This is a genomic window from Streptomyces sp. ISL-99 (assembly GCF_018614005.1).
Lineage (GTDB): Bacteria > Actinomycetota > Actinomycetes > Streptomycetales > Streptomycetaceae > Streptomyces > Streptomyces flavidovirens.
This window is the reverse complement of the sequence record NZ_JAGGPC010000030.1, coordinates 13951-27047: the sequence shown is the minus strand read 5'-3', so window position 1 is coordinate 27047 and position 13097 is coordinate 13951. Positions and strand designations below refer to the sequence as shown.

The following is a 13097-nucleotide window of genomic DNA, read 5'->3' as shown; positions in this document are numbered from 1 at the left end:
CTTCACGTATACGTGCTGCCTCGGCCTGGAGTGGATGACGAGCTGCTTGGCCTTGCTGAGGCGTGCCGGCCGATCCTGGGTGGCTACCCGATCGACCCGCAGTGCGGGAGTGACCCGAGCGACTCCGGCCTCCTGCACCTCACATGCGAGATGCTCGCCGATGCGCCGTCCGCCGAGTACGACGAGGCGGCCCTGACGGAAGTCGCGGATGCCTTGCGTGCGGAGCTGTCGGACGTGCCCGCGTTCACAACGGAGGCCGGTCCCCCCATCGGAAATATTGCGGGGGCAGTCCTGGACGTCTGGCCGGAGGAGGGCACCGTTGCCCTCATCGAGCGGATCCGGTCAGCGATCCGGAAAGCCCGGGGTGACGAGGCGCTTCAGCACTCCGGCGGGCGCCCGCACATCTCACTCGGCTACAGCTACGGCACGGCTTCGTCCGACCCGCTCAACAGCGAGCTGCGCAACAAGGTGCTCCCGCGCCGCGCCAGCCTTCGCGTCGACCGCGTACACCTCCTCGACGTGGCGTGGACCTTCGACGACGGACTCGGCGGGTGGCGCATGACGTGGGAGCCGGTAGCGGAGATCCCCCTGGGCCGATGAGCTCGGGCACCAGAGGGGCTGACAGAGGCTTTCACTTCCCGGATACGTTGTAGGGATGCTTCTGCTGAATGATCGGTTCTCCTCTGTCGCCGCGGTCACCGACGAGTTGAGCGCCTCGCTCGCTGAGGGCCGCCACGCGGATAGCCAGTCTCTGCTTGGGAAGCTGGAGGAGCCGGGTCGCTTCAGCAGACTGATTCTCGCCTGGGCAGACCTGCTGTCCTTGCCTTGGCCATCCAGCTACGTGGTGTTCCAGCAGGTACGGCAGAAGGCGCCCCAGACGCTCTGGCTCCCATATGCCGAGGCGGTAGTGGACGGCATGGCCTCGTCCGACACGGAACAGGCTTGGCGCGCCTGTCGCGACGCCTTGCAGCACCTGGATGGCACCAGCATCTTCGCCATGCTCAGCGTAATGGCCCAGGGTGTACGCCAGGCCCTGCGTGCGGCCGGAGGAGTGGAACGACTACTGGAGTGTGCCCGGCTGCATCATGCCTGCGCCGGGCCTCAGCTGTCCGATCCGGCTCACGCAAGCCTGATCTCACAAGCGGCCTGGGTGATCGCTGCGAACTCCGCCGGCCACTACGAGGACGCTCGGGAGCGCACCGCCACGTTGATCGGCAGCAAGGTCGACGCCATGGAGATGGTCATCGCCTTGTGGCTTCAGGTCGCCGCGCAGGCCATGATTCACGCCGACGGAGTGCTGGTCGAAATCGACGCAACTAGCGGGGTGCCGTTGGCCGTGGTCGAACCCGGATCGGACTACCCGAACATGGCGTTGGTGGAGGTGATCCAGACGGCTGTCGGTGCTCTCCAACAGCAAGACCCGGCACGACTGCAGCGGGTAACCGGAGAGATCGCCGCTCTCGCTGACCGCGACAAGGTGATTCTGGTCCAGCAGTTGACCCGCATCCTCGGACTGCGTGTCAGCCAACTCCTCACGTAGCCGCCCTTCGCGATGCCGGGGCTCAACACTGACAGGGCCGTCTTTCTCGCCAACTGCGAGCCATGGCCCGTGGACAGTCCCTCATGCGTTGACGCAGGTAGCTCGCTTCTGGCGAGCGGCAAATCGGCGTCGGCCCCACCGTGTACTCGGCGTGGCCAATGCCGTATGAGGTGAGAAACCTCAAGGTCACGGCGTCGTACGGAGAAATTCCCGCCGCCCGCGAGGGCGGCGGGACTGCTCTGGCCGGTTTGTCGTTGCTGCGGGGCGATTGTCGTGATGATCCATCAGTTTTCGTCAGTGGCTGCTGATACACCCATATCCAGGAGCGCAGTCTCATCAGGTTGCCAGGTCACAGGAGGGGGAACGGCATGCCGCCGGAGGGGTTCCACGTCGTACGCCAGCACATCCGACGCAATCCGAGGGGGTCGCGCGGGAAGAAGCTAGGCGGCTGGACGATCGCCGGCATCGCCGCCTTCGTCTGGCTGTGGGGGCAGGTCTTCGGTTTCGGCGAGGCGGAGGCGGACAAGCCGTCCTCCCCTGCACCGTCGGTGTCCGCTTCACCGAACCGGTGAGCGGCATCCGGCTGCGGCTGCGCAGGCCCCGCGGGCGTCGCGAGCAGATGGCAGCCGCGCTCGTCGCCGTGGCGGTGGTGACCATGCTGGCCAAGGCGGTCGGCGCCGCGTGGGATGCGGCGGTCCGTGAGTGGCCCGTCGCTGTCGTGCTGTCCGTCGCGGGGTTGGCTGGTCTCGGCTGGCAGCAACTCCGTGCAGTACGCCGCCGGCGGGCGCAGGCCGAACTGCTCGCGGTACTCCAGATCCCGCTCGCCCGGGTCGACGCGCTCTCGGATGCGGAGTTCGAGTTCGCACTACGGGATCTCCTCATCCGCGACGGCTGGTCGGCACGGCAGGTCGGGCAGAAAGGCGACCAGGCCGCCGACGTCATCGGCCAGCATGTTCAGCGGGGCCGGATTGTGCTGCAGGCCAAGCACACCACGGTCGGCGGGAAGGTCGATTCGAAGGTGATGTACCAGGTCAAGGGGACCGCCGGGCCCGTCCACGGTGCCGATGTCGCGGTCGTGGTCACCAATGGCGGCTTCACCCGCGACGCCAAGGCGTGGGGCGATCAGCACCAGGTCCACTGGGTCGACCGCGAGCGGCTGCGGCAGTGGGCCGAAGACGGCGTCCCGCTCCACGACCTGCTGCGGCTGCCCGTCCGCCGACCGCGCAGGACAGCAGCGCGACGCGCCGCTTAGACCCGCCGGAGGCGGGCCTGTCGGAGAGACAAAGAGGGGGAACGTTGTTCGACGAGGACGGGTCGCTGGACCCGGTACTGAAGTTCATCCTCGGGCTCATCCTCGCCGTGGCCATCGCCAAGGTCGCCTGGCAGTGGCTGACCGAGGACGTCTGGCACTGGGTGAGCGTGGACGTATGGGCGTGGATCAGCGAGGACGTGTGGGGCTGGCTGATCGGACACCCCTGGTGGTTCTCTCTGATCATCCTGGGCACCCTGGTGCTGCTGTGCTTCGTGGTCTTCTCCGACCGCACCGTCTACGTCAACTACAGCGACACCGAAGACGTTGAGGAGGAGTACGCTGCCGCATCGGTCCCCGAGGAGCCCAACGTCCTGACGTTCCGGATGAAGCAGCTCACCGCGATGAGCGCGGACGGCTTCGAGCAAGCGTGCGCCGACCTGCTGGCCCGGGACGGGTTCGTGCGCGCCCGCCGAGTCGGGGGCTCCGGAGACCTGGGCGCGGACGTCGTGGCCTGGGACCCGGACGACAGGAAAATAGTGGTGCAGTGCAAGCAGTACGCCGCCCCGGTCGCGTCAGGGGCGCTGCAGAAGTTCAACGGCACCGCCGTTCCCGAACACGGCGCGGACCTCGCCGTCATCGTCGCTCTCAACGGCTTCACCAAGCCCGCAGTGGACTTCGGCCAGAGGCACGGCATCGTCCTCATCGGCCGGCCGGAGCTCAAGCGCTGGGCGCACGGCGAGCACCTGTACGCGGTCGTCGAGGAACAGCGCTCCCCGGCATAGTGCTGCCCGTTCGATCAGCGGAGCAGACGGCTCTCGACGATGAGCGTGCGGAGTCGGCCGGCCCGGGACGACAGGGACCGGCCGACTGTCAGGGCGGCAAGATCAGCTGCGGCGGAGTTCGCCGCGGAGGAGGCCGCCGATGAAGGCGTCGTATTCGGCGTCGGTGAACAGGTGGGGCGGAACTGTGCCGATGTTCTTGGAGTCGCGTAGGGCGACGATGCCGTCGTCGAGGAAGGCGATCTGGACGCAGGTCGTGCCGCCGCTGCTGCTGGTTTGCCACTGGGCGTCGCGCAGCTGGGACTCGACCCAGGAGGGGTCGAGGTCGTTCTTGTTCATGCAAGGTCCTTGGCGATGGTGGTGAGTAGTGGAACAGACGCCTTCTGGGAGAGTGCGTCGCCTTTGAGCAGGTCACTGGTGGTGCGGTAGACCTCAACCGCCTCCGGCTCGTTCAGGTGGAGCAGAGCCCGCATGGACTCGATGCACACGAGGTCCCGCCCGGTGGGGAAGGACATGAGCATGAACGACCCGTCCATCCCGGCGTGGGCGCCGGCGCGGAACGGCAGTACCTGGATGGTGATGCTGGGGTTGGTGCTGGCGAGGCCGATGAGGTGCTCGATCTGGGCACGCATCACGGCGCGTCCGCCAACTTCCTGGCGCAGGAGCCCTTCCGGCAGGACAGCCCAGATCTTGAGCTCGGGGTCGCGCTCCAGCATGTGGGTCTGGTGCTCCTGGCGCATGGCCACGAAGCGGTCGGTGGCGTCGGGGGTCTTCCAGGCCCGGCTGCCTTTGGTCACGGCCTTGGCGTACTCGGGGGTCTGGAGCAGGCCGTGGATGGCGACGGGGTTGAAGACGAACAGGCTGCTGGCGCTCTCCACCAGTGAGAGGTAGTCCCCGAGCGGGTCGTCGACCACGCCCTCGTACCGCTGCCACCAGTCCGCTTCGCCGGCCCGCCGGACGAGGTTGCGGAGTTCTTCGCGCAGTGCGTCGTCGGTGATGCCGTACACCTCGAAGAAGTGCGGCAGTTGCTGGATCTTGAGCCCCTGGACCCCCTTCTCGATCTTGCTGACCGTCGAGAAGGAGCGGTAGCCGAGGCGCTTGGCCGCCTCTTCCTGCGTCCACCCGAGTGCCTCACGGATGCGCCGGAGCTCTGCGCCCAGGCGGCGGCGTCGCGGGGTTGGCTCGACGGGCATGCCCACCTCCATGTGTTGCGCGAAAGAGTAGCGCCTTCGCCAGTTCGGGAATATGCCATTTCCCCGAGGGGAAAGACTTTCCTCAAGGACTGCTTGTCGAAGGGGTAGTTGGCGGTCCATTATCGAGGCTCGCCTATCGGGCGGTGGCGTACCGGTTACGGTGCGCCACCGCGTTCGAGTGCACGTCCGCGCCGCTTGGAGGGTCAGTGCCTGGGATGGTGATCAGCCCGGTACGGCAGCACCACATGGTGCTGCCGGAGATCAGCCCGGATGCGATGGAGCCCGTGCGCGAGATCGTACGGATCCTCCTGCGGATGTGGTGCAAGAGCGACCTGAGCTTCGTGGCCGAGCTTGGCGTCACCGAGCTTTTGACGAACGTCTGGAAGCACACACCGGGCGACTGCGAGCTCCTGATCCGCGAGATGCCCGGCGGCGTCCTGGTCGGCGTCACCGACTTCGACGACGCGCTCCCCGCGGTGAAGGAGCCCACGGGCGACGCCGAGTGCGGCCGGGGACTGTTCCTGCTGGCCGCGCTCACCGAGGAACTGCAGACCCAGCCGCTGCTCACCGGGAAGCAGGTGTGGTTTCGCCTGGGCCGCACCCTCGCCGACGGCGGGGAAGGAGCGGACCATTGCTGACCGATCACGAAGGATCCGCGCGCCGGTACCGGTCCCTCACTGCCAGGAGTGCACGTATGCAGGCTGTTCCCGCCGTCCGGGCCGACCTTCCCGCATGGTTGTGCCTCGCGAGCGAAGTCGAGGACCTGTTCGGCCCCATGGTCGACGACCCGCAGTTCCGGGCGGCCGTGGAACGCAACATGGAGCGCGGCACCGCCCTGTGCGTACGGGCCGCGGGGGACGCGCCCGGTGGCGCGCTCGCCGGCGGGCTGCTGATGACGGTCCGTCCCCCGCAGTACGAGATCAGCTGGCTGGCGGTCGGCGCCGCCTGGCGGGGCCGGGGCATCGGTGAACTCCTGGTCCGCTCCGCCCTGCGCGACCTCACGGTTGCCCCGGGCACGGTCGAGGTGACGACGTTCGGGCCGGATCACCCTGGCCGCGGCGCCCGGGGCTTCTACGAACACCTCGGCTTCACACCGGCCTCGCTCCCCTCGGCGGACGGCACGCGCCAGACCTACCGACTCCGACTGCCGGACGTGTGACATCCGTTCCGGGCCATGTTCCGCAGACCCACCGTCTTCATCAGCTCCAAGAAGACAACATGCCGACTATCCGGCGCTCGCAGCCAGCTGCGCTGGGGTGAATGCCAGGCGCCGACAGAGTTCCCTGCCGCGCGAGGAGGAGAGTGTCGTGAGGAACACCAGAGCCCGTATCGCCGCCCCGGTGGTGATCGTGGGTGCGGGTCCGTGCGGGCTGGCATGCGCTCACGAACTCCAGCGCCTCGGTCACCGCGACTGGGTACTGCTGGAGGCCGCGCCGACGGTCGGGGGCTTAGGGTCCTCGGTCGTCGACGAGGCCGGCTTCACCTGGGATCTCGGCGGTCACGTCGTGTTCTCCACGATGAAGAGCTTCGACGAGTTACTGGAGGGCCTGTTCGCGCCCCATGAACTGCTGCGCCACGAGCGCTCCTCATTCGTCCGGCACAGCGGGCGGTGGGTGCCCTACCCCTTCCAGCAGCACCTGCACCACCTTCCCCGGACACGGGCCCAGAAGTGCCTGGAGGGCCTGGCCGCGGCTCAGGCCCGTGGGCGTTCCCCTGCGGGAACGGACTTCGGTGCGTGGCTGGAGGCCACTTACGGTACGGCCCTGGTGGAAGAGTTCTTCGCCCCGTACAACGGCAAGATATGGGCTACAGCCCTGAGCGAGATGTCCGCCTCGTGGATAGCGGAGCGGGTCGCCCCCGCGGACACCAGTGCGCTGCGCCAGACGCCGGTGTCGGGAACTACGCCGACGAGACGGTGGGGCCCCAACGCACAGTTCGCCTTCCCGGCGTCGGGCGGAACCGGCGCGATCTGGAAGCGGCTGGCCTCCCGCCTGGAGGGAGATGTCCGGATCGGTCAGCCCGTCCTGCACATCGACGAAGCGGCGAAAACCCTGCTGACCTCCGACGGCACCGTCCTCTCCTACGGGAGCCTGGTGGCCACCGGCGCGCTCGACAAGCTCGTCGCGATGACGGCCGGGGCGCCCGAGCAGGTACGACAGGCCGCCACGGCTCTGAAACACACCACCGTGGCCATGGTGGGCCTCGGCTACGAGTCGCCGACCACCGACGGACGTTCGTGGCTGTACTTTCCCGGCCGCGAGACGCCGTTCTACCGGGCGACGAACTTCTCCCGGTACGCACCGGCCAATGTCCCGGACTCCGACCCCAGCCGGTACTCGGCCTGGATGACCGAGACGTCCCTGCCCGCCGGAACCCTCCTCGATGGGGCCGCCCTGGTCGAGGAGTGCGACAGAGCCCTGCGGCGCTGCGGTCTGGTCCCCGACGGTGCCCAGCGCGTCAGCAGCCACCTGGAGCTGATCCCGTATGCCTACCCGGTCCCGACCACCGGCCGGGACACGGCCCTCGCGCTCATCCAGCCCTGGCTGGAGAGCCACGAGATTTACTCGCGCGGACGCTTCGGCACCTGGCGCTACGAGATCGGCAACATGGACCACGCCGTCACCATGGGCCAGGACATCGCCCGGCGGCTCGTCCACGGCACCGCCGAGAGGATCTACACCACTCCCCGCCCGACGGCCCGGGAGGCTGTCCATGGGCGCTGAACTGTGCCTCGATGCCCATGCGGTGACGAACTGGCTCCTGCTCGGCGCCGCACCCGACAGCACACGCGCCGTGGACGAACTCCTCGAGCGGGGTGTCACGCACGTCCTGGACTGCCGGACCCCGCGCCAGGCGCCGCTGCCCGCGGCCATCCGCCCCGGCCTGGTGTGGTGCTCGGCGCCCACCGAGGACGACGGCGCCTCGCGCGGCACCGACTGGTACGCCGCCTGCGTGACCTTCGCCGAACGGGCGGCACGCGAGGAGAACGCCCGGCTGTATGTCCACTGCGCGGCCGGAGTCAACCGCTCACCGGCCGCCGCGTACACGATTCTGCGCTCGCGCGGATGGGCGGCGTCCGCCGCGCGGGCCCGCATCCTGACCAGCCGCGCCGAAGCCCGCCCCCGCTACTTCGAGGACGCCGAACAGTGCCTGGCCGAACTGGGCCTCGCCGAACAGGAGAGACCGTGATCCGTGCCAGCCGGTTGCTCGCCGTCGCCTACACCGCCAGGGCCCTCTACATGACGGCCTCCCTGGCCCTGTCCTACCGGTCTATGCGTAGCGAGGCCGACCGCCCCGAGGAGGAACTTCCCGAGGAGACGCCGGGCCTGACGGTGATCATTCCTGCGCTGCGGGAGCAGGCGGTGATGCCCCGCTCGCTCGAGCACTTCGCCGCTCTCGCCGCCCGGTGCCCCATGTTGCGCGTCCTGGTCGTCACCGCGGGACGCGAGGCCGCCGAGACCCCCAGCGGCCGGCCAACCACCGAAGACGTGTGCCGGAACCTGGCTCACCAGCACAACGCCATGCTCGCCAGGGAGGTCTTCACCGTCGTGTCCTACCCGGGACAGGGCCGCCGGGCCTCCCAGCTCAACTACGCCGTAGCGGCGTTGGACAAGCTGTCCCCGCCTGCGGGGGACTACGTTGCGGTGTTCGACGCCGACGCGGTCCCCGATGCCCGGCTTGTCTCCCAGTTCGCCCGCGCCGCGCGCGGTCGGCCCGCGATGATCCAGCAGCCGATGCTGCCCGCTTTCCCCGGCAGTAGCAGCGGGCGGCGCTCGGCGGTGATGTCCGGCCAGGATCTTGCCGCGTTCCGCCGCACCCTGGGCATCGAGTACCGCCGTATCCAAGTGGCCCGGTGGTGTGCTCCCGGCCGGCGCCCCCGGCTCCTGGCCACGCTCGCGCGCCCGATGGTCTACGGGGTGGGCTCCGGGCTCATCGTGCGCCGCGACAAGATCGAGGACATCGGGTTCTTCCAGGAACCGCACGACGACCTCGCCGTCGGTCACCGCCTGAGCATGGCCGGCGAGCCGATCGCGGTCCTGGCCTCGGTCAACATCGTCGAGCCGTACCAGAGCGTAGGGGCCATGGCGCGCGCGTTCAGCAGCGTGGCCTTCGCGAACACCGCAACCCGTCACGACTACCGCTTCGCCGCAGCGCACCCCACACGCCTCTCACCTGCCGGGCAGCGGCTCCTGGCGGCCCGCGCCCTGGCCGATGGTGCGGCATGGGCGCTGGGACCGGCCGTCATGGGGGCCGCCGCCACCCACCTGGTGGTGAAGCGGCGGATCAAGCCACTGGTAGCCGCCGCTCTGGCAGCGGGCCTCCTCGAGCCGGTCGTGGCCTACCGGCTGCGCGGACGCGTCCTCGACGACTTCCGGACGCCGGACCCTGCTGGCGGTACCTGGCGGCAGCCGCCCCCCGCCGCGGCCATCGCCACCTACATGCTGCAGCCCGCGGTGAGCGCGCTCGGTCCGTGGCTGCTGGGCGTGCGCGCGAGTACCGCCCAACTCGTCGGCCGAGACCTGAAGTTCACCAAGACCGAGCACCTGGGCGAGATAGCCCGCTGAGACCGCAGGAGGCACTTCATGAGTGATCTCGACATCGGCTGGGCCGTGCCCACCGCGTTCCCCGAAACCGGCTGGAGCCGCGCGTCAATCGACAAGCACCTCACGCAGGCCCGGGGCGAGATACCGGCCTGGGACGACCCCGAGCAGACCCGGCTCGGCTTCGCGATGGCCGCCCCGCATCCGGAGGCGGTACGTGTCCTGGGCGACTGGTCCGCGCTCAACACCAACAACGTCGGCACCCACACCCGCTTCGGGGAGGGCAAGGCGGGCACCCGGCGGCTGGAGAAGGAAGCCCTGGCCGTCCTCGCCGGCCTCTATCGCGGCGGCGCCCTCGACGGACACCTGACCAGTGGCGCCAGCGAAGCGACCCTCGCCGCCCTGCGCATCGCCCGTAACCTACTGCGCGCCGACGGCCACCAAGTCCGCGTGATCACCTCCGACCTGTGCCACGCCTCGGTCGGCAAGGCCGCCGAGATCCTCGACATCGACTTGGTACGCCTGCCTCCCGGGCCCACCTGGACCCTGACCCGCGAGCAGGTCCGCCACGCCGCCCAGGGGGCGATGGCGGCCGGGATCACCGGCATCATCGTTGTGGCCACCGCCGGCTACTACAACAGCGGCTTCGCCGACGCCGTCGACGAGATCGCCGCCGACCTGCGCGACCTCGCCATCCAGCGCCCCGGACAGGTGGGCTGCTTCCTGCACGTCGATGCCGCGCACGGCGGATTCGTCTTCCCCTTCACCGCCCCAGATCTGCCCTTCGACTTCCGCAGCCCCGGCGTGCACTCCATGGCCGTCGATCCCCACAAGGCCGGCCTCATGCCGTACGCGTGCGGGGCCCTGCTCGTGCGTAAGGGACTGCTCGAACATGTCACCCGCATCGACCCTCACACCCGGATCCCTGACGAGACCGTCCTGGGCTCCCGCCCCGGCGCCACCGCGGCAGCCCTGTGGGCCACGCTGCACACGCTGGGTCGTACGGGCTACACCGTCCTCACCACCCGCTGCCTCGAACGCCGCGACCAGCTCACCGCCGCCGTACGGGCCGCCGACCCGGACGCCCTGCTGGTGCCCGCCCCGCACGCGGCTGTCGTCTCCGCCGCCTTCAGCCACCCCGGCGGACGGCTGCCGCCGCAATTGTGCGAGCGCTACCGGCTCGTCCCCCTCACCCTCCCGGACCCGCATGGGGGCGGCGGGACGCGCCTCTTCTACCACTTCTACGCCTCCGGCTCCCTGACCGATGCCCAGATCACCGCGTTCGCCGGGCACCTGGCCGATGCCACCGCCCAAGCCCGCGCGACGGCCCTTGACGACCACGGCAGCGGGCGGAGCATCACCTCCGAGGTGGTCGCGGACACCCGCACCCACACCGACTGCTTCCGTCACTTCGTCGTCCACCCTGAAGGACGGCGCGACCCGCAGGTGCCGGGCTACTCCTTCCACACCTTCGCCCACCGGCGCGCCACCGGCGAGCAGATGCAGGACATCCGCTGGGGCCGGGCACGGGCCGGCGGCGACCTGTGGGTCTACGCCCCCGACCTGAAGAATCCCTTCGCCAACGAGCTGATGGGCGTACGCACCGACCGCTACTTCCTCGAAGTCCTCGACCTCCACCAGCAGCAGTTGTCCCTGGTCGGCGCGATCCACGCCACGATGCTGCTGCCGGGATCCCTGCGTGTCTTGCTGAACTTCGAGGCGGACGGCACCTTCCGCTCCGCCGAGTACAAAGCCCTCGGTGAGCACGGAGCCGACGAGCTGCAGATCTTCCCCGACGCCATCACCGCCAAGATCGGCAAGGATGCGGCGGGATTCCTCCGCCCCCACAGCGACGACTACTCCTTCTCCATCGACACCTCTGCCGAGATCAGCGTGCGCCCCACTGACGGCGCCGCCGCGCCCGTCGTCCTGAGCGCCCGGCACAACGCCGATGTGCTGCTGCCGCGCCGCCGGCACCTTCGCCGCGAGCAGTTCCGGCGCTTCCCGAACCGGTTCTTCGACACCGAACTGGAGATCGAGGTCGGCCGGACCTGGACGGGCAACGCCTACCTGGCCGAACTTCTCGCCCCCACCAGCATCGGCACCGTACTGGCGGCCCGCTCCGCGACCGCCGGGCTGTGCACCGTTGACGGCCGGGTCAGCGACAGCGGCCTGCACCTGGCGCTCACCGCTGTGTCCGAGCCCAGGACCGATGCCATCGAACTCGCCGCGCCCTGGGGCCTCGGCCGCCATCTGCGCGACGCACTGCCCCGGCTGGACGTTCGCGACCCGGACCAGCTCGGCATCGAGCAGGTCATCGACTTCGCCGAGCACGTCCATGAGGTGTTCACGCGCGACGGACTGCCCTCCGGCCTTGTCATCGCGGGAGCCGGCCGATGACCACAGCAGCCCTCGACCACACGGCTCTGGGCCGTCTCCTGCCCCGCGCTGGGACTCTGAGCACTCGGCCGTTGCCCCAGGGCCGCTTCAACACCTGCTGGCACCTTGCCGATTCCGGCCACGCCTACCTCCTCAAGCTCAACGACCGTGAGGGTGAAGCCCATCTGCACCAGATGGCCGCGGCCATGAGTGCCGCGAGGGCGGGCGGGGTCGCGGTCCCGCGGGTCCTGCGTGTGGGCGCCGACCCGGATCTGGGTCCCTTCCTGCTCCAGGAATGGCTCGACGGCCGCACCTTCGCCGAAGCCCGCCAGGACGATGCCATCGAGGCGGACCTGTGGCCGCGGCTCGGACGCCAGATCGCCCTGTTGCACTCCATCCCGCCGCCGCGTTCCCTCATGGCGACACCGGCCTCCCGTACCCGGCAGCTCGCCGACCTCCTCGACTGCCTCCGCGGACACCGGCTGATTCCCACCGCGCTCGCCGAGGCGACCCGCCGACGCGGTCTGCCGGTGGCCGAACAGCTTGGCGACCTGGAGTGCGTGAATACCCATCAGGACATCCACCCGGATAACATCCTCGTCCGTCCCGGCGGCAAGATCGCCCTGCTCGACTTCGACCACGCCACCACGGCGGAATACGCCAGCGACTTCGTCAAACTCGACCGCTGGTGCCTGCCCTCCGCCCACGACCGCCAGCAGCTGCTGGATGCCTACTGGCAGCAACGCGGAGAGCCGGCCGACCCGTTGTTCGAGCAGCGCCTCGCCTTCCACCGCCTGGTCATCACCCTGTCGTACTTCCTGTACTGGCACGGCCGTGACCCCACCCAGCTCCCCGGGTGCACCGCGGCCCTGCGAAACGAACTGGAGCGAACATGACCGCCAACGAAACCGCCGCCGCCACCCCGGCTCCCGCACCGATCACCGGGCCCGGCGTCCAGGTCGTCGCCGCACTGCTGCGCCGCGGCGACCACATTGTCCTGGTCCAGGAACAACGCGACGGCAAGGAGATGTGGTCTATCCCCGGCGGCGGCGTCGAGCGTGGCGAACTCCTCACCGAGGCCCTGGTCCGCGAGGTCAAGGAGGAGACCGGTCTGAACCTGACGGCGGTGGGCCCGCTGGCTTACCTGGTCAACACCACGACCGACCGGTACCCCTCCACCGTGGTGTTGACCTTCGACTGCGCCGAGTGGGACGGCGAGATCTCGGTGCACGACCCGGACGGCAAAGTGACCGGCGCGGTCCTGCTGCCGCTGGCCGAGGCCAAGGCCGTCCTGGCGTCTTCCACTGCGACCCGCCCCGAGATCGAACCCCTGCTGGGCTACCTCGACAGCCTCAGCGCCGGCCGCGTGTGGTCCTACCGGGATGACCTGCCCATCGAATAGCCGCGCCCGGG

Annotated in this window: 15 protein-coding genes; 13 read left to right on the top strand and 2 right to left on the bottom strand. The window is 69.4% G+C overall.

Annotated features, from left to right (window positions below; all coding sequences use genetic code 11):
* Positions 1–30 precede the first annotated feature (30 nt).
* The 5 genes from J7E91_RS19000 to J7E91_RS18980 all read left to right on the top strand — a co-directional run bounded on the left by J7E91_RS19000 (position 31) and on the right by J7E91_RS18980 (position 3574).
* Positions 31–600, top strand: a complete 570-nt coding sequence (locus J7E91_RS19000; RefSeq protein ID WP_214906163.1) for a 2'-5' RNA ligase family protein — start codon at positions 31–33, stop codon at positions 598–600.
* Between the two features lie 55 nt (positions 601–655).
* The gene (locus J7E91_RS18995; protein WP_214906160.1) at positions 656–1540 is read left to right on the top strand and encodes a hypothetical protein; all 885 of its coding nucleotides are present in this window, start codon (positions 656–658) and stop codon (positions 1538–1540) included.
* Between the two features lie 368 nt (positions 1541–1908).
* Positions 1909–2112, top strand: coding sequence for a hypothetical protein (locus J7E91_RS18990; protein WP_214906156.1), 204 nt, complete (start codon positions 1909–1911; stop codon positions 2110–2112).
* A gap of 47 nt (positions 2113–2159) precedes the next feature.
* On the top strand, positions 2160–2792 hold the full coding sequence (locus J7E91_RS18985; protein WP_214906474.1) for a restriction endonuclease: 633 nt from the start codon (positions 2160–2162) through the stop codon (positions 2790–2792).
* Positions 2793–2836: 44 nt separating this feature from the next.
* Positions 2837–3574 (top strand): restriction endonuclease, encoded by a 738-nt coding sequence (locus J7E91_RS18980; RefSeq protein ID WP_214906153.1) that lies wholly within the window; start codon positions 2837–2839, stop codon positions 3572–3574.
* Between the two features lie 102 nt (positions 3575–3676).
* On the opposite strand, the gene J7E91_RS18975 is transcribed toward J7E91_RS18980, so the two are convergent.
* Together J7E91_RS18975 and J7E91_RS18970 are read right to left on the bottom strand one after the other, a co-directional pair.
* A complete protein-coding gene (locus tag J7E91_RS18975; protein ID WP_214906150.1) occupies positions 3677–3910 on the bottom strand; it encodes a DUF397 domain-containing protein in 234 nt (77 codons plus the stop codon).
* Positions 3907–4764 (bottom strand): helix-turn-helix transcriptional regulator, encoded by an 858-nt coding sequence (locus J7E91_RS18970; protein WP_214906147.1) that lies wholly within the window; start codon positions 4762–4764, stop codon positions 3907–3909. The genes J7E91_RS18975 and J7E91_RS18970 overlap by 4 nt, the downstream gene beginning before the upstream one ends.
* 215 nt (positions 4765–4979) lie before the next feature.
* Between J7E91_RS18970 and J7E91_RS18965 the strand changes: the two genes are divergently transcribed.
* The 8 genes from J7E91_RS18965 to J7E91_RS18930 all read left to right on the top strand — a co-directional run bounded on the left by J7E91_RS18965 (position 4980) and on the right by J7E91_RS18930 (position 13086).
* Positions 4980–5402, top strand: a complete 423-nt coding sequence (locus J7E91_RS18965; protein WP_374224743.1) for an ATP-binding protein — start codon at positions 4980–4982, stop codon at positions 5400–5402.
* A gap of 56 nt (positions 5403–5458) precedes the next feature.
* Positions 5459–5923: a GNAT family N-acetyltransferase gene (locus tag J7E91_RS18960; RefSeq protein ID WP_214906140.1), complete on the top strand. Its 465-nt coding sequence runs from the start codon at positions 5459–5461 to the stop codon at positions 5921–5923.
* 148 nt (positions 5924–6071) lie between these two features.
* The gene (locus J7E91_RS18955) at positions 6072–7487 is read left to right on the top strand and encodes an NAD(P)/FAD-dependent oxidoreductase (protein WP_214906137.1); all 1416 of its coding nucleotides are present in this window, start codon (positions 6072–6074) and stop codon (positions 7485–7487) included.
* Positions 7477–7953, top strand: coding sequence for a dual specificity protein phosphatase (locus J7E91_RS18950; protein WP_214906119.1), 477 nt, complete (start codon positions 7477–7479; stop codon positions 7951–7953). The genes J7E91_RS18955 and J7E91_RS18950 overlap by 11 nt, the downstream gene beginning before the upstream one ends.
* Positions 7950–9329 carry a glycosyltransferase gene (locus J7E91_RS18945; protein WP_214906116.1) on the top strand — a complete coding sequence of 460 codons (1380 nt, stop codon included), beginning with the start codon at positions 7950–7952 and terminating at the stop codon, positions 9327–9329. The genes J7E91_RS18950 and J7E91_RS18945 overlap by 4 nt, the downstream gene beginning before the upstream one ends.
* Positions 9330–9347: 18 nt before the next feature.
* Complete coding sequence (locus tag J7E91_RS18940) at positions 9348–11705, top strand: pyridoxal-dependent decarboxylase (protein ID WP_214906113.1); 2358 nt, start codon at positions 9348–9350, stop codon at positions 11703–11705.
* Entirely contained in the window at positions 11702–12580 is an 879-nt protein-coding gene (locus J7E91_RS18935) for a phosphotransferase family protein (RefSeq protein ID WP_214906110.1), read from the top strand. The genes J7E91_RS18940 and J7E91_RS18935 overlap by 4 nt, the downstream gene beginning before the upstream one ends.
* Positions 12577–13086, top strand: a complete 510-nt coding sequence (locus J7E91_RS18930) for an NUDIX domain-containing protein (protein WP_214906107.1) — start codon at positions 12577–12579, stop codon at positions 13084–13086. Before J7E91_RS18935 ends, J7E91_RS18930 begins: the two co-directional genes overlap by 4 nt.
* The last annotated feature ends 11 nt before the right edge of the window (positions 13087–13097 follow it).